18 protein-coding genes are annotated in these 21,215 nt (G+C 40.0%); 10 read left to right on the top strand and 8 right to left on the bottom strand.

Annotated features, from left to right (window positions below):
- Positions 1–248: 248 nt before the first annotated feature.
- The 5 genes from LQ50_RS10830 to LQ50_RS10810 form a co-directional block, all read right to left on the bottom strand.
- Entirely contained in the window at positions 249–668 is a 420-nt protein-coding gene (locus LQ50_RS10830; RefSeq protein WP_034629016.1) for a VOC family protein, read from the bottom strand.
- A gap of 83 nt (positions 669–751) precedes the next feature.
- The gene (gene aguB, locus LQ50_RS10825; protein WP_034629014.1) at positions 752–1,630 is read right to left on the bottom strand and encodes an N-carbamoylputrescine amidase; all 879 of its coding nucleotides are present in this window, start codon (positions 1,628–1,630) and stop codon (positions 752–754) included.
- 18 nt (positions 1,631–1,648) lie between these two features.
- Positions 1,649–2,680, bottom strand: a complete 1,032-nt coding sequence (locus tag LQ50_RS10820) for an agmatine deiminase family protein (RefSeq protein WP_034629012.1) — start codon at positions 2,678–2,680, stop codon at positions 1,649–1,651.
- A 316-nt stretch (positions 2,681–2,996) separates the two neighbouring features.
- A complete protein-coding gene (locus LQ50_RS10815; protein WP_034629010.1) occupies positions 2,997–4,562 on the bottom strand; it encodes a Vga family ABC-F type ribosomal protection protein in 1,566 nt (521 codons plus the stop codon).
- A gap of 338 nt (positions 4,563–4,900) precedes the next feature.
- A complete protein-coding gene (locus LQ50_RS10810) occupies positions 4,901–5,335 on the bottom strand; it encodes a GNAT family N-acetyltransferase (protein ID WP_034629008.1) in 435 nt (144 codons plus the stop codon).
- A gap of 249 nt (positions 5,336–5,584) precedes the next feature.
- Between LQ50_RS10810 and LQ50_RS10805 the strand changes: the two genes are divergently transcribed.
- Both LQ50_RS10805 and LQ50_RS10800 read left to right on the top strand, forming a co-directional pair.
- Positions 5,585–6,139 (top strand): YpiB family protein, encoded by a 555-nt coding sequence (locus LQ50_RS10805; RefSeq protein ID WP_034629006.1) that lies wholly within the window; start codon positions 5,585–5,587, stop codon positions 6,137–6,139.
- Positions 6,140–6,289: 150 nt separating this feature from the next.
- Positions 6,290–6,994 carry a DUF3270 family protein gene (locus LQ50_RS10800; protein WP_034629005.1) on the top strand — a complete coding sequence of 235 codons (705 nt, stop codon included), beginning with the start codon at positions 6,290–6,292 and terminating at the stop codon, positions 6,992–6,994.
- A 48-nt stretch (positions 6,995–7,042) separates the two neighbouring features.
- Here LQ50_RS10800 and ppc read toward each other — a convergent pair whose 3' ends face one another.
- Positions 7,043–9,796, bottom strand: coding sequence for a phosphoenolpyruvate carboxylase (gene ppc, locus LQ50_RS10795; RefSeq protein WP_034629003.1), 2,754 nt, complete (start codon positions 9,794–9,796; stop codon positions 7,043–7,045).
- A gap of 499 nt (positions 9,797–10,295) precedes the next feature.
- Here ppc and LQ50_RS10790 point away from each other — a divergent pair, with 499 nt between their 5' ends.
- The 8 genes from LQ50_RS10790 to LQ50_RS10755 all read left to right on the top strand — a co-directional run bounded on the left by LQ50_RS10790 (position 10,296) and on the right by LQ50_RS10755 (position 17,340).
- The gene (locus tag LQ50_RS10790; RefSeq protein WP_034629001.1) at positions 10,296–11,732 is read left to right on the top strand and encodes an alkaline phosphatase PhoX; all 1,437 of its coding nucleotides are present in this window, start codon (positions 10,296–10,298) and stop codon (positions 11,730–11,732) included.
- A 21-nt stretch (positions 11,733–11,753) separates the two neighbouring features.
- Positions 11,754–11,975: a twin-arginine translocase TatA/TatE family subunit gene (gene tatA / locus LQ50_RS10785; RefSeq protein ID WP_034628999.1), complete on the top strand. Its 222-nt coding sequence runs from the start codon at positions 11,754–11,756 to the stop codon at positions 11,973–11,975.
- A gap of 68 nt (positions 11,976–12,043) precedes the next feature.
- On the top strand, positions 12,044–12,766 hold the full coding sequence (gene tatC / locus LQ50_RS10780) for a twin-arginine translocase subunit TatC (protein WP_034628998.1): 723 nt from the start codon (positions 12,044–12,046) through the stop codon (positions 12,764–12,766).
- A gap of 67 nt (positions 12,767–12,833) precedes the next feature.
- Positions 12,834–13,097, top strand: coding sequence for a hypothetical protein (locus tag LQ50_RS10775; RefSeq protein ID WP_034628996.1), 264 nt, complete (start codon positions 12,834–12,836; stop codon positions 13,095–13,097).
- Positions 13,098–13,217: 120 nt separating this feature from the next.
- A complete protein-coding gene (locus LQ50_RS10770; protein WP_052144695.1) occupies positions 13,218–14,729 on the top strand; it encodes a BCCT family transporter in 1,512 nt (503 codons plus the stop codon).
- An 88-nt stretch (positions 14,730–14,817) separates the two neighbouring features.
- Positions 14,818–15,609 (top strand): molybdate ABC transporter substrate-binding protein, encoded by a 792-nt coding sequence (gene modA, locus LQ50_RS10765; protein WP_034628995.1) that lies wholly within the window; start codon positions 14,818–14,820, stop codon positions 15,607–15,609.
- Positions 15,609–16,283, top strand: coding sequence for a molybdate ABC transporter permease subunit (gene modB, locus LQ50_RS10760; protein ID WP_034628993.1), 675 nt, complete (start codon positions 15,609–15,611; stop codon positions 16,281–16,283). The genes modA and modB overlap by 1 nt, the downstream gene beginning before the upstream one ends.
- 4 nt (positions 16,284–16,287) lie before the next feature.
- Complete coding sequence (locus LQ50_RS10755) at positions 16,288–17,340, top strand: sulfate/molybdate ABC transporter ATP-binding protein (RefSeq protein ID WP_034628991.1); 1,053 nt, start codon at positions 16,288–16,290, stop codon at positions 17,338–17,340.
- 35 nt (positions 17,341–17,375) lie between these two features.
- Here LQ50_RS10755 and LQ50_RS10750 read toward each other — a convergent pair whose 3' ends face one another.
- On the bottom strand, positions 17,376–18,986 hold the full coding sequence (locus tag LQ50_RS10750) for a glutathione ABC transporter substrate-binding protein (protein WP_034628990.1): 1,611 nt from the start codon (positions 18,984–18,986) through the stop codon (positions 17,376–17,378).
- A gap of 481 nt (positions 18,987–19,467) precedes the next feature.
- The gene (locus LQ50_RS10745) at positions 19,468–21,207 is read right to left on the bottom strand and encodes a methyl-accepting chemotaxis protein (RefSeq protein ID WP_308417921.1); all 1,740 of its coding nucleotides are present in this window, start codon (positions 21,205–21,207) and stop codon (positions 19,468–19,470) included.
- Positions 21,208–21,215: the final 8 nt, after the last annotated feature.

The following is a 21,215-nucleotide window of genomic DNA, read 5'->3' as shown; positions in this document are numbered from 1 at the left end:
AACTTTCGGACGAGCCGCTTTTTCCGGCTTCAACACCCCTCTTTGACTACCCAACTCTCGGACGAGCCGCTTTTTTCCGGCTTCAACACCCCTCTTTGACTACCCAACTCTCGGGCGGGCCTCTTTTTCCGGCTCCCCCCCTCTTTGGCTACCCAACTTCTGGGCGAGCCGCTTTTTCCGGCTTCAACACCCCTTGACTCAATAAAAAAGAGCACAAACCACTTGGTTCATACTCCACCGTTTTCTTCCTACTGACTCTCTGTTGAAATCTGAAACGTCACCCCATATTTATCAATGACAATTCCGTAGGCTGGGCTCCAAAACGTTTCCTGAAGAGGCATCGTAACTTTACCACCCTCTTGTAACGCCTGATAATACTCTGTTGCCTGCTCCTTTGTATCAGCCATAATGCAAATCGTCACATGGTTCCCTACTACATGAGGCGTTCCTGGAAAGGTATCCGAAAACATCATATCTGTATCGCCCACTTTGATCATTGCATGAGACACTCGATCTTTTGCTTCATCTGGCAGTGGAAAATTAGGGTTTTCAGGCATTTCACCAAAAGTTTGAATCCCAATCACATTAGCTTGTAAGGCTTTTTCATAAAAGGCAACAGCTTCTTTGGCATTGCCATCCAATATTACATAAGGAAGTAAACGCGCCATATTCAAATCTCCTTTTTTGTATATCATTGTTTGAAGCAAGGACCTTCCTTAACATGAAAGAAGGTCCAATCTATACAAGCTTACTATTTAATCGTTAACTCGCCATCGTATGAAGTGATCACTTTATACAGATCCGGTCTGCGATCACGGAAGATGCCCCATTCAATGCGTTGAATGTCTAACGCATCAAGGTCAAATTCAGCAACGAGTACCGTTTCCTCTGTTCGATCGGCTTCTTCGATTTTGTTGCCTTGTGGTCCCGCAATAAATGAAGATCCATAAAACGTAATTTTGAAATCTTCATCTTCTTCTACACCTACTCGATTAGACGCTATAACTGGTACTAAGTTAGCCGCTGCATGACCAAGCATGACCGTTTGCCAATGGTCCTTTGAGTCGATCGTATCATCATGAGGTTCAGAACCGATGGCCGTCGGGTAAAACAGAATCTCTGCCCCCATTAATGCCATACATCTTGCTGCTTCTGGATACCACTGGTCCCAACAAACCCCTATTCCAATTTTTGCATAGCGTGTATCCCAAACTTTAAAACCTGTATCTCCTGGGTTGAAATAAAACTTTTCTTCATAGCCCGGGCCGTCGGGTATGTGACTTTTACGATAAACACCAAGCACTTCGCCATCGGCATCAATAACAGCTAGCGAGTTGTAACGAGCGTTGTTTTTCTTTTCATAAAAGCTAATCGGTAATACAACTTCAAGCTCTTTAGCAACTTTTTTAAAATGGCTGATTGCTTTGTTTTTCTCTACTTCTGTTGCATAAATATAATAATCTGATTTTTCTTTTTGGCAGAAATAAGGTGTTTCAAACAATTCTTGAATTTGAATGATTTGTGCACCTTGACTTGCTGCTTTGCGCACTAGCTTGTCTGCTTTGCTAATATTCTCTTCTATATTATTAGAGCAGCTCATTTGTGTCGCTGCTACTTTTACGTTTCTCAAGTCTTTCACCTCATCTTTTTATTTTCCTACAGCTGGCATCTGCTGTGTTGTACAATGGACGTTTCCACCTTCTTTAATGATTGCCATGCCATCAATTGTTCGGATTTTGCGATTTGGAAATGTTCGTTGCAAAACAGCAATTGCGTTTTGATCCGTTTCTTTGGCCACGCCACCAAATACCGGTAAAATAATTCCCCCATTTACAAAATAAAAGTTAAGATAGCTAAGCGTTAGTCGGCTTTCTTCAAAATGTGACGCTGGTGGTTGCTCAATTTCGATGATCTCAAGCTTTCGTCCTTTTGCATCTGTGGCTTCACGTAAAATCTCGAGATTTTCTTGTGTAATCTGATAATTATCATCACTAGGATCATGACACACTTGGATGATTACCTTGCCTGGTTCAGCAAAACAAGCAACATTGTCGACATGTCCGTCCGTCTCATCGCCACTTAAACCTTTATTTAGCCAAATGACCTTTTCAATACTTAAATAATCCTTTAAATATTGTTCCACTTGCTCCTTTGATAAATCAGGATTGCGGTTAGGGTTTAACAAACATTCCTCGGTTGTCAGCAAGGTCCCTTCCCCATCGACATGAAATGATCCCCCTTCCATGACGATTTGAGCATCAAATTTCTTCACATTAAAATGCTCTAATATTTTTGGTGCCACATCATTATCTAGTTTCCAAGGAGAATATTTTTCACCCCAGGCATTAAAAATCCAATTGATCCCTGCAATGTCTCCTTCATCATTTTTGACAAATGTCGGTCCATTATCTCGCAACCATGCATCATTATGCTCAATAGGCAAAAACCCAACTCTTTCGTTCACAAAAATGGCCTTTACCTTATCTATATCATCTGGATTCGTTACAATGGTTACAGGTTCAAACTCAGCCATTGCATGTACAAGCTCCGCATATCCATTCCACACATGTTCATAATCATCTGGGTAGACCATCGATTCTTGTACAGGCCAAGAAATAAAGGTACGCTGATGGGCTGTCCACTCTGCAGGCATTTTGTAATTTAATTCTCTTGGATACATCGTTTCCATCACTCTTTTTACAGTTATTTTTAAAGCATCATATTTTCAAATCATATAACAAAATGACTTCGTACTCAAATTTGAAAAGGGGAAAAGCATGACGATATTTAAAAAGACAAGGCACCCAAAAAATCCTCTTACAAGATTGGATGAATCAGCAACCGCTCCATATGTTGAAAGTCTGCTATGAAACTCCACTCATAGCTTAGAACATAGCAGCGGTTCCCCTCATTGCTTAAGGCCCACTGAAAAAAGTAAAAATCGACCTTTTTTCAGTGGACTCGAAACATCGACCTTCTTTCAAACTATAAAAATGCTAGTTCGTTAATCTCTTTTTCTCAAGTAACAGCTCCTGAAATTCCTTCTCTAGTGCCTCCGATGGTTCGATACTCAATCGACTCAGCACTTCCGTTATCTTCGTTTCAATGACTAGCCTTTTGTCTTCATTAGCGCTTCGACTTTCCCCGTCGTAGGACTGTTTGTACTGTTGATAGGTGCCTTCAAACAAGTGCAGTTCTTCATTTCTTATCTCTAAAATTCTTGTCGCAACCTGTTCGATAAAACGACGGTCATGCGAAACAAAGATAACACTTCCTCCGTATTCTTTTAACAGTGACTCCAATGCCTCTACTGCTTCCATATCAAGGTAGTTCGTTGGTTCATCTAACACTAATGTATTGATGTCGCTCAAAAACACTTTTGCTAAGGCTACTTTTACTCGTTCTCCCCCACTCAAAAGATCTCCTGGTTTGTTCACATCTTCCTTAAAGAAATGAAGCCTTGCTAAAACCGTTCGAATGAATGTTTCATCATGCTTAGAATCCTCACACACATTATCTAAAATCGATTTCTTTAGATCGATAATGGAAAGATTTTGGCTGAAGTATCCCACCTTCATTGCAGAAACGGTAATACCCTCTGTCTGATTCATAATCATTTTGACTAATGTGGTTTTTCCACTTCCGTTTGAACCGATAATAGCTAGCTTATCCCCGCCTCGAAGGTGAAAGCTTGCCTTGTTCCAAAGAACCCTCTCACCGATGTTGGCTGATGCCTCTTGTACACGAAGGATGATCCGGTCTGTAAAGGTTTCTTCATTTGGAAGATTCATTTTGAGAGGCGGATACTCTCTTACTTTATCGACCTTTTCTAGCTTTTCGATCCGCGTTTCGATTGATTTGGCTGTTTGTTGCAGCTTCTTTTGTTTTTTAGCAAAGTATGGCTTTGCCCCTGTAATTCTAGCTTCTGATTTGCTTACTTTTTTCGGCGTTTTCGTTGCTCTTTCTGCTTTTTTCTCCTTTTGTTTAAGGGCTTCCTCCAATTGTTTTTTCTTCTTCTCATATGTTTCGTAGGCGAGCTGTTCTTTCCTTCGCTCAACTTTTTTCTGCTCTGCATAATCTTGATAATTGCCTTTATACTCTCTTATCGTCCCGTCATCGATTTCCCAAATGGTTGTGCAAAGAGTATCAAGAAAGGCGCGGTCATGTGAAACAACAACAAAGGCCCCCTTCCACTGAGACAATTTCTTTTCTAACCACTCTATATGTTCGGCATCCAAATTGGTTGTTGGTTCATCTGCAAATAATAGATCAGGGTCATTTATCAGTGCTTTGTTGATGTACTCCTGTGTTACTTCACCACCACTTTTAGTTGTATCTGTCCTTTTAAGCTGGGGGAGCAGCTCCATTTGAGTATGATGAATGACCGTACCTTCGTCTGGTTTTCTTTTTCCTGCTAATATATTCAACAATGTTGTTTTTCCACTGCCATTTTTCCCTACTAAACCAATCCGGTCTTTTTTATGAATTTGTACATGATCAATATCAAGAAGAATTCGATCCTTTATAGATTGCTTTATTTTCTGAGCTTCCAATAAAAGCATACAAACATCCCCACTTTCATCTTGTTATTGGGGACAAAAAAATGCCCCCTATTCACAGCAGAATAGGAGGCATGAATATAGGTGCACACCAAAAAAGAGAGACTCCTCCTTTTAGGCCCAACTATAGAAAACCAATCCTATCCTGAAAACAACAATTGAAAGCATCTTAAATAAGCAGATGGATCCCTCTGCTAAAAAATACCTTCCATTGCACGTTTCGAAAAATAGGATTAGTACTTCATTGTAGTTAAGTCACCCTTCCATCAATTAATTACTGAAACTATAATAGATCTGTAAGGATATGTCAATCATATATTTTGCAATTGTTTCACATGAAACTATAATAATGGCTTTTCCATAAGGGTCGAAACATCCCTAAATCCTAATTGTTCATACAGGTGTTTCGCATGGTTCCCTGCAAAGACATTCAGTTGTACTTTCTTTAAACCCTTTTTCTTAAAGTGGTCAAATGCATATTCCATCAGCATTTGACCATATCCTTTTTTACGGTATGGCGGCAATACATATAGCTCTAACACCATACCTATCGTTTCATATTCAGGAGGGGTCTTTGCTTCACCTAACAAAATCCAACCACAAACCCTATAGTTATCCATTAACGCATGGTACTCTGCTTTATAATAATAATGCATCTCTTCATTCATAATGAGTTTCGTCCCGTTCATATACCCTAATGTAGCCTCTTGCTGAACAATTGGTGCGTAGCTTTGAATAAAATTCATTTCCTGAGGCGTAGCCCTTCGAATAAACACATGCCATCCCCCTTTTCCATTTCGTATACTACTATATTCATAAATGACTAATTTGTTATCAGGCCAATGGTTTGAAAGTACGTTCCTAATTGAAATATATGTATATCATGTTATGCTTGAAGGAAGTAGTTTTTGAGGAGGCCCTTGAAAAAAAGATAGTTTTTTCAGCGTCCTCTAAAACAATTAGATCAGTCGCAAGCGAACAGCGGCCATTGTACTTAATCGAGGAATTAAAGAAGGTTGGTGTTTATGAGAAATTGGGTTTCCGCAGTAGAAAAAAGTAGTTTTTTGAAATGGTTTTTGGAACAGCATCAGCTTAAACATAAAGATGTGAGGATGCTACTTGAACATATATTGAAAAACCATCATATTCTTGAAAACCTTTCATTTGTAGAAACGGTCCCTAAAAAAGGAAGGACCTTTATTATTTCTAGTATGCATTCTGATAAGTCTGGCTTTGTTTATTATTACAACAACCGTAAATCTGAAGATGTATCAAAAGCCCTCGGTGACCTGATGAGTAATCCCGCAGATAAGACGTATGTTAAGCTGCATTTTTACGGGAAACAATCAAATCATCGCTACCTCAACTTAGTCGAGTCACAAACCAATACCTTTGTCCAACATAAGCAATTTAAGGAATATGAAAAGGAAACAAATATGATCATCGAGAAAGCTCTTCTCGACCAAGAAATCGAAAAAATCAGAACACTAATTGATGACGCACTAGACCAAAATGATAAGCCTCTCTTTAATAAGCTTGTTGAGCGATTACAAGAACTTAAAAGTATGCAGGAATTATAACGAACTTCCTTCAATGTTTCACGTGAAACATTGAAGGAAGCTCGTTCTTACCTTTTTTCGAATGCCCTTTTCACACTCAAAAATTAGTAATTTCACACAATACGTTTCCCCTTACTAAAGGGAGGGTACTGATAAATAAGGAGGGGCATTATGTCTGCTTATTTATTAGGAGTCCTCTTTATCATCATCCATCTTTTTGCAAATCATTTCATTCCTGCTAATCGAATACGCCGGCGAAAATGGCTCTCATTTTCCGGGGGACTTGCGGTTTCTTATGTATTTGTGTACATTCTTCCTTCCATGCACAGCGAACAGGAAACAGTGGAATTATATATTGATAACTTAACGATGGAATCGGAACTGTATTTTGTTGGTTTATTTGGATTGCTACTCTTTTATGGAATTCAAAAAACATACGCCAAACAAAGCAAGGAAAATCGGTCTAGTTTTTGGTTACAAGTAATCTTCTTCGCCATTTATAACATGTTAATTGTTTATATTGTCATGGCCTCAAATGTAGCGGGAATACAATCTGTTTTTTATGGAACAGCCATAGGTCTTCACTTTATTGCTGTCGCCCACGATCTTTGGCGGGAAAACCCGAAACAATATAACCTTGTCGGAAGGTATGTGATCGCTTCAGGTATTATTATAGGATGGATCATTGGGGTCTTTGTTTCCTTGTCTTCCTTTACACAAGCGATCATCTTTGCTTTTATCTCAGGTGCGATGATTTTAAACGTATTAAAACATGAATTACCGAATGAACAACATGCCCACTTCCCTACCTTCTGCTTCGGTGTCGTCTTCTATACAATTATTACGTTTGCCCTTAAATTCTTCTTTGAGTGGTGAAAATCTAAAAAACATCCACCGCAACGCTTGTTGCAGTGGATGTTTTTATCAACCTGTATTAACTAACCCTGCAGCGACACCACTTATGGTTAGCAGCACTTCTGTTAGTAACTCCTCAGATTTCTCATCTGATTCACGCATTTTTTGAATTAAATCCACTTGTAGGAAGTTGAGCGGATCAACATAAGGATTCCGTCTATGAACAGACTCTTGAATATTTGGTGTATGATCAAGAAGCTCTTGATTGCCTGTAATTCGTAAAAGAATGTCTTTTGTCTGTTTATACTCTTGTGAGATATTATTAAAGATTCTTTCCCCAATCGCTTTATCTTTAACCAAATGAATGTATTCTTTAGCTGTTGTTAAATCAGCTTTCATTAAAGCCATTTGTAAATTATTGATCGTCGCTTGGAAAAACGGCCACTTTTTATACATTTCTTGTAGCAAGGCTAAATTCTCAGCACTTTGATCGGCAAATGATTGTAGGCCAGTTCCAGCTGCGTACCAAGCTGGAATCATTTGTCTTGATTGTGTCCAAGCAAATACCCATGGAATGGCACGTAAATCTTCAAACCGCTCACTGCCTTTTCGTTTCATTGGACGCGAACCAATATTTAACGCACCCAATTCATTTAAAGGTGTTGCCTGTGTGAAGTATTTCAAGAAGTCTTCATCTTGGAAGACAAGGGACTGATACTTCTTTAAAGAGGCTTGTGACATTTGTTCCATGGCATCTTCCCATGTTTTATCACGAGCATGTCCTTGTAAAGGATTTTTATGAGCTTTTGCTGACCCTTCAAGCAAAGCAGATGCTGCTTGTTCAAGGTTCCGATAAGCAATATCTTCTAGTAAATAACGAGATGATAATACTTCACCTTGCTCCGTGATTTTCACGCCATCGCCTAATGTTTCTGATGGTTGAGAAAGGATGCTGCGATTTAACGGGCCACCTCCGCGACCTAACGAGCCCCCACGGCCATGGAAGAATTTTAAGCGAATATCAAATTCTTTCGCCATATTATGAATTTCTTGCTGCGCTTTAAACAATTTCCAGTTGGCTGTTAGCGTGCCACCGTCTTTGCTTCCATCAGAATACCCTAACATGATTTCTTGATGGTTGCCACGCTCTTTAATATGGTTGCGATACACATCCATTTCAAACAACGTCTTCATAATTTTAGGACCAGCCACTAAGTCATCAATGGTTTCAAGAAGCGGTGCAACATGCAGGTGACTCTCTACTTTACCGTCTGCATGAAGACGATAAATACCTGCTTCCTTCGCTAAAACAAGGACTTCTAATAAGTCACTTGGTGATTGAGTCATACTAACAAGATACACCTCAATCGAGCGTCTTCCAAACTCTTTATGGGCTTGTTTGATCATTTTAAACACTTTAAATATTTCTTGAGTTTCTTTCGAATAATCCTCTTCTAGTAATAATAAAGGTCTTGGTTCGCTTAGAACTTTCTCAAGAATTGCAACCTTCTTCTCTTCAGGTAGAGAAGCATAGTTATCAGCAATTCCAACCACCTTCAAAATTTCAGAAACAGCCGTTTCGTGCTCCCCACTATGGTTTCGAATGTCAAGTGTGGCTAAATGGAAGCCAAACAATTCTACTTGACGAATCAGCTTTCGAATCGTTTTTAATTTCCGGTTGGAAGGCTGATGCTGTTCTGCACTCTCTCTAACGAGAACCAAATCATTTTTTAATTCCTCAGCACTTTGATACCCAGCTTTTGATTCGCCAACATGACGAAGGCGCTTTAACATAACGGCAAACTTCCGGCGATATAGCTCAGATTTTATCGGCCATTCCTCACCTGAATCCATATATGTTTGCTCGTCTTGTTCAACGGATTGTAATAAAGCATCACTTAATTCAACACGAGTGGTTGTCTGACTAAAACGCTTCATCAAATCAACGATAGACTGTTCATATTTTTTTAACGCAACTTGGCGCTGTAACTTTAGCGTTTCCCAAGTTACTTCAGGCGTTACGTTTGGATTTCCATCACGGTCCCCACCAATCCATGAACCAAAATGAAGGAAGTTCGGGACTTTCCACTTATGTTCAGGGAAATGTTGATCCAACTGAGCTTCAAGCTCCTGATGAATATCAGGCAATGTCTCAAATAATGTTTCATTAAAATAGTAAAGTCCATTTTTCACTTCATCTAATACGGTTGGCTTACGTTGACGTAACTCATCTGTTTGCCACAACGCTGTTACTTCATTAAATAAACTTTCTTCAAGTGTTCTTCTTTCTTTTTTCGTCAACAATGGATGATCGAATTGTTGAAGAATCGTTGATATTCTTTTTTGTATTTCAAGCACCGTCCGCTTCGTTGCTTCCGTTGGATGTGCTGTAATAATTAACTCAATCGAAAGGTCATTTAATACTTTTTGAATGACTTCATTTGAGAAATTATTTTCTTTAATGGATACAACCGCACTCTCAAGCGATATTGGCTGAACTACTCCATCCTCTTGCAGCTGATATTGACGTCTGCGACGAATACGATGGTTTTGCTCTGCAATATTAATTAAATGGAAGTATATCGAGAAAGCACGAATGACCTGCTTGCGTACAGGCGGCTTCAACGTACTAATCTCATCTTTTAGCTTTTTATAATTTTCATCACTGAAATCTTTTCTTAAGTTCTTGGTCATCTCTCGGATCGTTTCGACCTTGTTAAATAGTGAGATACCACCATGATGTACGAGAATCTCTCCTAAAATATTACCTAATTTTTTGACATCATTACGTAAAAGAGAGTTATTGTCTGTTACATTAATCATTTATTTTATCCCCCTATTCAAATCTAAGATGCACAGATCATTTTCATTATACCATACCAAAAGGGTCCTTTTTTGTCCCTCAAGGTCATTTCCCGTCCCTAATGTGTGCTAATCTATATTTTAACAGGAAAAAGATAAAATAGCCAATCTTTTCTGATTATTTAGTGTTTTGGATTGCACCTTTTCCCCTATTCGATCGCGTTGTTAACATTCTTCATATTTGCTTAACAATTTAATTTAATCATCAGTTCAAAGTACATAGTCCTTTCTCACCTCTGCCTTAAACAACCTACTTTCAGCTAATCAAACTAGGTTATTTCTTCCTATACCCGTTCCCTTCTTTTCGAAACCTTTCATGTCAGAATGCAACCTTTCAACCATTTTTCCCGCTTTTACAAAAGGCTAACAAGCTATTCATCTCTTCATTACATTGGCTTGTTACCTTGTTTATAGACATGCTTCACGATCAACCTCAAAACAAAACGTGGAGGTACGCTAAATGAATCGAAGTGAAGGCTTGAACAGAAGAGAGTTTCTAAAGGTCGGAGGAATGAGCACATTAGCCTTGACTCTTGGGACAACAGGAATGTTTTCATTAACAGGAAATCCAGCCCAAGCAAAGGCATCCCAAAATCCAACGAGCGGGTTTGGCGGGTTTGGACCATTGATTGAAGACCCTAATGGCATATTAGATTTGCCAAGAGGATTTCAATACAAAATCATTTCAAGAACAGGTGACAAAATGACAAATGGCGATTTAGTGCCTGGCTTATTAGATGGCATGGCCGCCTTTAAAGGACCTAAGAACACAACGATTCTTGTGAGAAATCACGAGCTTGGCACAAATCATCAATACCCTGTAAACGGAAAGAATCCTTGGAGCAGCGGCGCTGCAGGCGGGACAACGGCTCTTGTCGTCTCACCAAATCGTGAAGTGATTGATGAGTATGTGACCAACTCTGGCAATATCCGCAACTGCGCTGGCGGTCCTTCTACTTGGGGAACGTGGTTAACCTGTGAAGAAACAAGAGACATGGGACACGGTTTTGTTTTTGAAGTCAATCCAAATGATCCCGAAAATGATATGTCTAAAACCCCTATCAGAGATATGGGCTATTTCTCTCACGAAGCATGTGCAGTTGATCCTACGACAGGGATTTGGTATTTAACAGAGGACAACAACCCTAGCTTTTTCTACCGCTTTACTCCACATGATCGAAGCCAAAAGCTTGGTTCCTTACAAAAAGGCGGAAAACTTGAAGCGGCTGCATTGGACGAACTTCCATCCAATCAGGCAAGCCAATTTTCAAGTGGGCAAAAATTCGGGGTCGTTTGGAAAGAAGTGAAGCCTGAACGAGCGAAAGAGGATGCCGCTGATTTAGGCTGTATACGTTTTAGCCGCTTAGAAGGGGCATGGTTTAGTGCCGGGGCCTTTTGGTTTGATGATACAAATGCAGGCGAAGGCCGTCATGGACGAGTGTATCGTTACTTTCCTGCAACGAATACGTTAGAGCTTTTTTACGAATCTTCAAGCGCCAATGATTTACGCGCACCTGATAATATTACGATTACTCCTTGGGGAGACCTTTGGATTGCCGAGGATGGTTCTGGACCAGACCGCATCATCGGCCTTACTCCTGAAGGTGAAGTTTACCCTTTTGCTTACAACCGCTTAAATGGGGAAGAGTTTGCTGGACCTGCGTTCTCTCCAGATGGAAAGACATTATTTGTAAACATCCAAAGCCCAGGAATTACGTTTGCGATTTGGGGACCTTTTGCTAGAAGAAATGCGGCTCGTCAGCGTGCAATGAATCATGCAGCTCCGCCTGCTGAGTTCGCTCCATTTGTCTCAGACAAACTCACTGCTTTTGCAGAAGAACAAGGAATCTCAGTTTTAGAAGCGGCTGTATTAGATCGTCATGGAATTACTATCTAACTAAACAGGAGGCGACATCCTATGTTATCTGGTATTGGAATCCCAGGCTTAATTCTTATTTTAGTGATTGCTCTCATTATTTTTGGACCATCCAAGCTGCCTGAAATTGGACGAGCTTTTGGAAGTACGTTAAAGGAATTTAAAAAAGCGACAAATGAACTTGTTACAGAGTCAAACCCCCACCCTGAAGAAAACGAAAAGCTCCACGCTGTTGAAGCTAAAAAGAGGAACACAGGCATGTAATGGATTGTTGAGGGATGCAGGCCATAAAGGACTTGCATCTTTCTTTTTCTTTTGAAAGGAGTGCTTTTATGGAGAAAACAACGATGCAACTTGTTGATCATTTAAGTGAATTACGAATACGTATAATTTGGATATTGCTTTTTTTCCTTGTTTCTTTTATCACAGCATTCTTTTTTGTTAACGACCTTTATCATTTTCTCGTTCGAGACTTAGAAACAGAGCTGGCTTTGTTAGGACCTGGCGATATATTGTCTATTTATATGATGCTTGCTGGAATATGCGCGATCGCTATAACCATTCCCTTTGTAGCCTTTCAACTCTGGAGGTTTGTGAAACCTGCGCTAACTGTCCATGAACGAAAAGTAACACTTGGATTCATACCTGGTCTCTTTTTTTTATTTCTATTGGGAATGGCATTTGGTTACTTTGTCCTGTTTCCACTTGTCTTAACCTTTCTACTCAATCTGGCTGGAGATCAATTTCACACGTTTTTTACAGCCGAAAAGTATTTTACATTTATGCTTCATTTGACGGTTCCTTTTGGGTTTTTATTTGAAATGCCGGCTTGTTTTCTGTTTCTCACCAAGTTAGGTATACTCACTCCAACTAAGCTAAAGAAAGGAAGAAAATACGCTTATTTTTTGCTTGTTGTTACGTCTGTTCTGATTACGCCTCCAGACTTTCTCTCTGACATCTTAGTCGTCATTCCTTTGATCATCTTGTATGAAATAAGTATTACGCTAAGTATGATTTCCGCCCGAAAATCAAAAATGACTGCCCTTCCTAATTGAAGAGAACAATTTTGTATATAAAAAGGGACTGTATCGCACATTACTAAACAGAAGGAGGAAGGTAAACATGAAAAACAACGTGTCCAGTCTACAAAGACAAAACCAAATTTTCCAAGCAGAACAATCAATTGAACACGCCCACCAAGCAATTAATGATGCCCTATCTCATCCACAACAACAAACGATTGAACATGCGAAAAATTCGATTGAAAAAGCCGAACATGCTCTTTCTCAAGCAGCAGACTTCGACAATCAAGATGCCGTTCAATTAGTTCGAGAACAGTTTGAGCAATACAAGCAGTCATTCAAAGAGGTCTCTGACCGTTCTTAAGAGTATCAATCATACGTAGCTAAGCTATCTCAATAAGTTTCTTATTGGATAGCTTTTTATATGTTTGTCATTATTTTGGGCGGGGTACATGTTTGTAAATAGGAAAAAGGAGTGTACTTCGTGCCTTATCAATACAAACAAGAAAAAGCGGGGATTGTGTTGCCGATCTCTGCTTTTATTGTCGTTATCTTTGTTCTTTGGGGGTTGATGGCACCACAACATATGGAGGAGACAACAGCTTCTATTCTCTCCCTCATTACAGAATCCATAGGTTGGTATTATGTTGTCATTACAGCACTAGTTGTTGCTTTCTGTCTTTTTATTGCGTTTGGTCCTTACCGACATATGAAATTAGGAAAAGAAAATGATAAACCAAAGTTTAGTTACTTTGCTTGGATTGGGATGTTGTTTGCAGCTGGCATGGGGGTTGGCCTTGTCTTTTGGGGGGTAGCTGAGCCAATGTCGCATTACGTAAATCCCCCAGAAGGAATCGAACCTGAAAGCACAGAAGCGGCCGAAATGGGGTTATTGTTCGGCATTTTTCATTGGGGGATGCACCCTTGGGCTGTGTATGCATTAATTGGAATGGCCCTTGCCTTAGTCAAATATCGCAAAGAGTTACCAGGTTTAATTAGTTCGATCTTTTACCCTCTTTTAGGAGAAAGAATCTATGGCCCCTTAGGCAAGGGCATTGATATTACAGCTACAGTTGGAACCTCTATCGGAATCGCTACTTCTTTTGGCTTAAGTACACTGCAACTAAGTGGCGGTATGGAGGAACTGTTTGGCATGAGCTCAGGGAATACACTTTATATCATCATTATTGTTGTCATTACTGTGATCTATATGATCTCCGTCTTATCCGGCATCAATCGCGGCATGAAATATCTAAGTGAATTTAATTTGTTATTAGCAGGGGTCCTCTTCCTTGTGATGCTCATTGTCGGTCCGTCTATTTTTATTCTTGAACATATCGTAAAAACAACCGGAATGTACATAAGTCAGTTTATTACGCTTAGTTTTGAAACCATGCCTTATAGCGATAAAGAATGGTTAAGCGAATGGACCTTTTTTTATTGGGCTTGGGTCATTGTATGGAGCCCATTTGTTGGGACATTTATCGCTAGAATTTCCCGAGGTCGTACCCTGCAACAATTTGTACTTGGCGTCCTTTTTGTTCCGACACTAGGGACGATTCTTTGGTTTGTTGCCTTTGGTGGGTCTGCGCTTTACTATGACATGTTTGAAGGAGCTGATTTAGCTAATTCCATTCAATCTGATCCCGAAGCAGGGCTTTTTCTATTTTTAGATTCTCTTCCTTTAGGTATGGTGCTCAGCTTTTTAGCGTTGCTTTTAACAACGATTTTCTTTATTACATCAGCGAATTCAGCTACCTTTGTTTTAGGCGTCCTAACGTCAAAAGGCAGTCTTAATCCAAGCAATGTCGTGATGTCCATTTGGGGCTTGTTAATTGCTGGGGTTTCTTGTGCTCTGTTAATTAGCGGTGGATTGGATGGCTTGCAAAGTGCGGCTATCATCGCTGCCCTGCCGTTTACTCTTTTGCTCCTATTGATTATCGTGTCTGTCTTTTTATATTTACGTAAAGAAGGAAGGCGTTCGCATCAAAAGTAGCCCGACTTTTGATGCGACATTATCCGTTGTTCCCCTTCCCTATTGTCGATATAATGAAAGGTAATTACTCATAAGGGAGAACATGACAATGAAACCGATACGCCATTATGCTTTTATTAGTACGATCCTGTTGCTTCTCACCTTAGTTAGTGGATGTGGCAATGATCAAGTAGAGCAAGAACCACAAAAAGAGTTGCTCGTTGCTGCCGCTTCTGACTTAACGTTAGCCTTCACCGAAGTAGGCGCTTTATTTGAAGAAGAAACAGGTGTACCCATTACATTTTCATTTGGGTCAACAGGACAATTAGCCGACCAAATTGAAAACGGTGCTCCTTTTGATGTGTTTGCTGCTGCAAACATCGACTTCATCGACCGCCTCAAAGAAGCGGAGTTACTTTTCCCTGATACCCAAACAACGTATGCGTTTGGACGAATTGGGGTGGCTACCTTGCCAAATAGCACAACGAGTGTAGAAACATTAGATGATTTATTGAATCCTGAGATTAAAAAAATTGCCATCGCTAATCCAGACCATGCTCCATATGGCTTAGCTGCCAAAGAAGCATTAGAAACAGCAGGCATCTGGGACCAGGTCGAAGAGAAACTCGTTTATGGTCGAAACATCTCGGACACCCTTTCCTATATTGAAACAGGAAATGCCGAGGCGGGAATCATTGCTTTATCACTCTACCAAGAAGGAGAAGTAGATTTTGAACTAATCGATGCGGATCTCCATGAACCACTTGAACAGTCTATCGCCGTGATCAATCGAACAAATGAGGAAGAACTTGCAAGAATGTTTATTGAATTTATAACGGGACCCATCGGCAAGCCCATAATGGAGTCGTATGGATTTATCGTGCCAGAGGAAACTGAGTAATGGCCGATATTAATTTATTTCCGCTATTTTTATCGTTACGAGTGGCTGTAACTGCCACTCTATTAGCTATTGTGATCGGAATTCCTCTCGCCTATTTACTCGGTAAATCAAACGGCAAAATAGCGGACTTTTTCGATTCCGTTCTAACACTGCCAATCGTTCTTCCACCAACCGTTCTAGGATACTATTTACTCGTTTTATTAGGAAGACAAAGTGCGGTTGGACAATTTTTAGAAAATCAATTTGATATGACAATTGTCTTTACCCCAACAGGAGCAACTATTGCAGCGTTAGTTGTTTCCATCCCATTTTTAATCAAATCAGCGCGGTCTGCTTTTGCTGGTATTGATCCTTCCTTGATTAAAGCAGCACGAGTATTGGGGCGTTCTGAACTAAGCATTTTCTTTTCGATTTATTTGCCGCTGGCTTGGCGAGGCATTGCCGCTGGGATTACCCTTGCCTTTGCACGAGCCTTAGGCGATTTTGGAGCAACGTTAATGGTCGCTGGCAGCATTCCAAATGAAACGATGACAATGCCAATTGCCATTTATGATGCCTTACTCGCCGGAAATCGCGAGCTTGCTAACATCCTTGTATTGATTATGACAAGCGTGTCCATCATCGTTCTTTACATCTTGAATCGTTTAGAAAAAAAAGCAACAGAAAGCAGGTAACGATATGCTTAAAGTATCGATTACAAAAGAACTCAATCAATTTCAACTTCATAGTCATTTTGAAGTCAAACATGGGATTACTGGCATTATCGGGCCTTCAGGTTGCGGGAAAAGTGTCACCTTACAGTGCATCGCCGGGCTCGTAACGCCAGATAGCGGTGAAATTATCGTAAACGAGAAACCCTTTTTTCATGCAGAGAAGAAGCTTAACATTAAAACAAAAAACCGCAACATCGGCTATGTTTTTCAACATTATGCCCTCTTTCCTCACTTAACAATTTGGCAGAACATCGCCTATGGATTAAAGGGCATTTCAAAGCATAAGAAACATAAAAAAATTGCCGCTATGCTTAAAAAAGTACAATTAACAGGCTACGAAAAACACTACCCAAATCAATTATCAGGTGGACAGCAGCAACGAGTTGCCCTTGCAAGAACACTTGTAACAGAGCCTGATATTTTACTTTTAGATGAACCCTTTTCTGCTCTCGATCATCACGTGAAGCATCTTTTAGAAGAAGAGCTTCTCCAAATCATTAAGGAGCATTTTACCGGTGTTGTCCTCCTTGTCACTCATAATATGGAAGAAGCTTACCGATTATGTGATCAATTGCTTCTCTATCATAATGGACAAGTCGTTCAATCCGGGACAAAAGATGAGGTATTCAAACACCCCAAAAATATAAGCGCAGCAACGATCATCGGCTGTAAGAACATAATTTTATTTGACTCCTTGTCTCAACTAGACAGTGGATTTTCATGCACCATAGCTGGGACAAGCCTTCACGTAAAAGAGCAGCCGATAAGCGGTCATACAAAGGCGATTGGTATTCATGCTGAAAATATTCAATTTGTAGAAAAGGACCCACAGCAAGTAAATACGTTTTCTTACAAGGTCCAAGAGGTCGTATCAGGTATTCATGACTCAGATGTAACGATTCAAGCAGGCGGTATCATCATAAAAGCAACCATTCCAAATAAACAACGCCCCGCCGTATTAACTGAAAAACTACTAGTAAGAATTCCCGCTGAAGACTTGTTTCTCTTAGACGATTAAAGAAGCCAGACATAAATGCCTGACTTCTTTTTTCATTATTGAATGGTTACCTCTTGTAATTGATACACTCCAGAAGCATCTGCCCAGAATCCTTCCACGCCATCAGCGTATCCCATAATGTGAGATGGATGGTAAAGGAATGCCATCGGTACTTCTTCATTTAAATAATTTGTTGCATCTTCATAAAGGCTTAAGCGAGTTGCTTCATCTTGCTCGATACGTGCATCGTAAAGCAATTGATCAAATGTGTCATCTGCCATGCGTGCACGGTTGCCATCCCCTATGTTGTTAGAATGAAACAGCATATGCATTGGGTAGTCAGCATCACCTGTACCTAGCGAAAGACCTAGAATAAACATATCGTGCTCACCAGCAGCCGTTGCTTCAAGGTAAGCCCCCCATTCGACCACTTCAATACTAACATCAATGCCAATTTGTGCTAGCTCAGCTTGTGTTTGCTCCGCAATGTCGATACGCTCTCGGCTATCATTTGTCCAAATCGTTGTTTCAAACCCATCTTCATAACCTGCTTCAGCAAGAAGCTCTCTAGCTCCATCTAGGTCACGTTCAATTCCTTCTACGTTCTCACTATAACCAAAGTTGGTATCATTCACAGGTCCAACAGCAGCTTCACCCGTGCCATCTAAGATCCCCTCAAGCATCGCTTCTCTATTTAGAGCTTTAGCAATGGCTTTTCTTACGTTCGCATCTGTAAATGGTTCTTTTTCCATGTTAAAACCAAGGTACGTAATACTTGCAGCGTTACGGATATAGGCATTAGCTGTGTTTTCTACACGAGTTAAATCACTCGGTGTGACAGGGTCAATAATATGTGCCGCGCCCGTCTCAAGCTCTGCAATACGAGTTAAATCTTCTGGAATAATTCTAAATGTAACGGTATCTACCTTCGCATTTTCACCCCAATAGTCTTCAAACCTATTTAAAACAACCTGCTCTCCAGGATTCCAGCTTTCAAATTCAAAAAAACCTGTTCCAATTGGATTTTCATTAATATAAGAACCATGCTGCTCTCCTTCTTCAACTGCAGCATAATCGGCCTCAATCACTTCTTTACTTACAATACTCGAAGCATAGTGTGCTAAATGAGCAGGTAATGGAGCGAATGGCTCTTCTGTCACAAATTGAACAGTATGATCATCCACAACAATCACGTCTTCAACAATTTCAAATAAAATCGCACGAGGTGAAGCTACGTCTGGGTCTAAAATACGATCAATGTTTGCTTTTACTACCTCGGCCGTAAATTCAGAGCCATCATGGAAGTATACTCCTTCTTGAAGCTTGAATTCCCATACCTTATCTTCAACTGGCTCCCAACTAGTCGCAAGCCGCGGTATTAATTCCATGTTTGTATCATACTTTACCAATGTTTCATAAATGTTTGACTGCACATTGCCTGATGGGACATCACTTGAAGAATGCGGATCCAAAATTGTCGCATCAGAAAGAACGCCAACAACTAGATCGCCTCCTTCTGCTCCACCATCTGTCGCTACCGTTTCTTCACCTTGTTCCACGTCTTGTTCTACATCGTCTCCTGAACTCGGCTCACTCGCACATCCTGCAAGCATGAAGCCAAAAACCAATGAAAAGAGTCCTGCTTTTACTGATTTTCCTTTAAACATGTGATCCTCCCCGATGATTGAATTTTCAGGTTTTTGTCTAAATAAAAATAGAGTAGGTGGCAGGTTACGCGAAGTTCATCACGTTAGATTGATATGTATTCCACCTTATTTCGAATTAGAAAAAAACCTGTCTTCCTGAAGACAAAAAAAGAAAAAGGACATCTTCAGTGTCCTTATCAGTCTTCATGTAGTTCTGGATAAAATTAACTATTTACAAAACTACTATACTATTTTACATTTGTAAAGATTATTTCCTGAAAATTTTATGTTTTTGTATATTTGTAAAGAATTCGACAAATTTTCTAATTTATCTCCAGTATTTTCGAACAAACAGCGACATCTCTCGCCTCTTTGGAGCGATCAAAATAATTCTAAACTTCAAGACCACACCCCTAAATAATATTTTATAAAAATTTATACAGCGTCGTGTATGATTCTAAAATAATAAGGCTGTCTCATATGAGACAGCCTCTTTCTTCAATCACTTCACCGTGAATTTCTGCGTAATCCCTGAAATAGACGTAGACAGCGACGACAACTTTAGTCCTATTTCATGCGTGCTTTCCATCTGTTTCATTTGACTCTCGCTCGTTGCTATCATTTGTTCGGCACTTGCTAACGTTTCTTGAGAAACCGAGGCAAAGCTTTCTGCCGTCTGTTCGAGCTCCGGTAAATGACTTTCTAAATCATTTAACTCTAGTTGCATTCCTTTGAGCTCGTTCGTTACGTTAACGATTTCCATCATCAGCTCATTCAATGAGTGCTTTGAGACGGTGGCTGTTTTTAAATTTAGCTTTGTCTTCTCCAACATTTGGTCGAACTCTCTGGCAGCTCCTACTGTTACACCTTCCATATTCGAAATCGACTCTGTAATCTCTTCTGCTGCCATAGCCGATTGTTCAGCTAATTTTCTTACCTCATTGGCCACAACTGCAAATCCTCTTCCAGAATCACCTGCCCTGGCCGCCTCAATCGTTGCATTAAGCGACAATAGCTTTGTCTGCTCCGCTATCCCTTGAATTAAGTCAACTAAAACGGTGATCGACTTTGAATAATCTTTTACCTCTGTCATCGTTTTCGTTAAATGCTCGAAGTCCGTTTCAAAGGAGTGAATGGTCTCAATCAGTTCAATGATATTTTGTTCTCCCCTTTTGGCAGAACGATCCATATCTTCTGAACTACTAAATAGACTGTTCATGTTTAACGCTAAGTCTTCAATCTTCCCTTTCATCTTTTTGAAGCTAGTCACACTTAGGTCTGAACTACTTGCTGTCTCCTCAGCCCCTATTTTCACAACCTCGATAGCATCTGTTAACTGTTGGCTATACGTTAATGTATGTTTTGAAGAAGACGTGAGCTCCTCACCTGTTTGGTCTAGCTCAATCGTCGTTTCCTTTAATTCATGCAGCATCATTCTCATTTGGCCGACCATCGATTCAAAACTTCTATGTAACGAGCTGATTTCCGGAACCGTTGTGTTGATCGGAACCTCTTTGTGCAATTGGCCTTCACGTACATCTTTCATCGTCCTTCGTAATATCGTCAGTGGATTGGTCAACGTTCGAACAAATAACATGATGCCTATCGTTGATAGCACGATACTAATGGCAATGATAACCATTGTAAAATAAGCCATTTCTTGAACCGGGCCCATGTAAGAGTCTGTAGAAACAAGCAACACATAGACGCCATCCACTTCTTTCATCTCTTGAAACGAAATGGTAAACTCCTTGCCATCTACAACTCTATGTATCACACCGTTTTTCATTTCGGTCATTTCCTGAATCAGGTCTTCTGAAAGAGAAGCGATGGTTTCCGAACTTACTGAAAAAGGGATGGCTTCATCATTTGATATGTATAGGAAATCGGTAATCATCCCATCCTCTTCAAGCTTTTTCTGCTGCGATCTTACATTTACTTGAAGCTGCTGCATAAAGTATTCATGATCACTTACATATAAAAACTGTAAATTCTCTGCTATATACCCCATCAATTGCGCTTCACGGATCAGTCTGTTTTCAATTGAAGTAATCGTCATTTCCTTTGCCTTCATGTAAGAACTAAGTCCTACGCTAACAATTGATATAATTAATAAGGTGACAAACAACAACAATAATCGATTTCGCAAACTAACTCTGTGAAGGACACCCTTTTTACGGAAGGCCCCATTTTGTCGTTCATTCACTTTGTTTTCCGTAGTTTGCATTCCCTTTTGAATCAACGATACCA

It is taken from the genome of Halalkalibacter okhensis, from assembly GCF_000787375.1.
Classification (GTDB): domain Bacteria; phylum Bacillota; class Bacilli; order Bacillales; family Bacillaceae_D; genus Halalkalibacter; species Halalkalibacter okhensis.
The sequence above is the reverse complement of the archived record's forward strand: the minus strand, read 5'-3'. Positions and strand labels throughout refer to the sequence as shown.

What these genes read in the sequence shown, in the direction of transcription:
- LQ50_RS10830 (WP_034629016.1), bottom strand. Translation starts at nt 668, where the DNA reads ATGGCGCGTTTACTTCCTTATGTAATATTGGATGGCAATGCCAAAGAA.
- LQ50_RS10820 (WP_034629012.1), bottom strand. Translation starts at nt 2,680, where the DNA reads ATGTATCCAAGAGAATTAAATTACAAAATGCCTGCAGAGTGGACAGCC.
- LQ50_RS10815 (WP_034629010.1), bottom strand. Translation starts at nt 4,562, where the DNA reads ATGCTTTTATTGGAAGCTCAGAAAATAAAGCAATCTATAAAGGATCGA.
- LQ50_RS10805 (WP_034629006.1), top strand. Translation starts at nt 5,585, where the DNA reads ATGAGAAATTGGGTTTCCGCAGTAGAAAAAAGTAGTTTTTTGAAATGG.
- LQ50_RS10800 (WP_034629005.1), top strand. Translation starts at nt 6,290, where the DNA reads ATGTCTGCTTATTTATTAGGAGTCCTCTTTATCATCATCCATCTTTTT.
- ppc (WP_034629003.1), bottom strand. Translation starts at nt 9,796, where the DNA reads ATGATTAATGTAACAGACAATAACTCTCTTTTACGTAATGATGTCAAA.
- LQ50_RS10790 (WP_034629001.1), top strand. Translation starts at nt 10,296, where the DNA reads ATGAATCGAAGTGAAGGCTTGAACAGAAGAGAGTTTCTAAAGGTCGGA.
- tatA (WP_034628999.1), top strand. Translation starts at nt 11,754, where the DNA reads ATGTTATCTGGTATTGGAATCCCAGGCTTAATTCTTATTTTAGTGATT.
- tatC (WP_034628998.1), top strand. Translation starts at nt 12,044, where the DNA reads ATGGAGAAAACAACGATGCAACTTGTTGATCATTTAAGTGAATTACGA.
- LQ50_RS10775 (WP_034628996.1), top strand. Translation starts at nt 12,834, where the DNA reads ATGAAAAACAACGTGTCCAGTCTACAAAGACAAAACCAAATTTTCCAA.
- modA (WP_034628995.1), top strand. Translation starts at nt 14,818, where the DNA reads ATGAAACCGATACGCCATTATGCTTTTATTAGTACGATCCTGTTGCTT.
- modB (WP_034628993.1), top strand. Translation starts at nt 15,609, where the DNA reads ATGGCCGATATTAATTTATTTCCGCTATTTTTATCGTTACGAGTGGCT.
- LQ50_RS10755 (WP_034628991.1), top strand. Translation starts at nt 16,288, where the DNA reads ATGCTTAAAGTATCGATTACAAAAGAACTCAATCAATTTCAACTTCAT.
- LQ50_RS10750 (WP_034628990.1), bottom strand. Translation starts at nt 18,986, where the DNA reads ATGTTTAAAGGAAAATCAGTAAAAGCAGGACTCTTTTCATTGGTTTTT.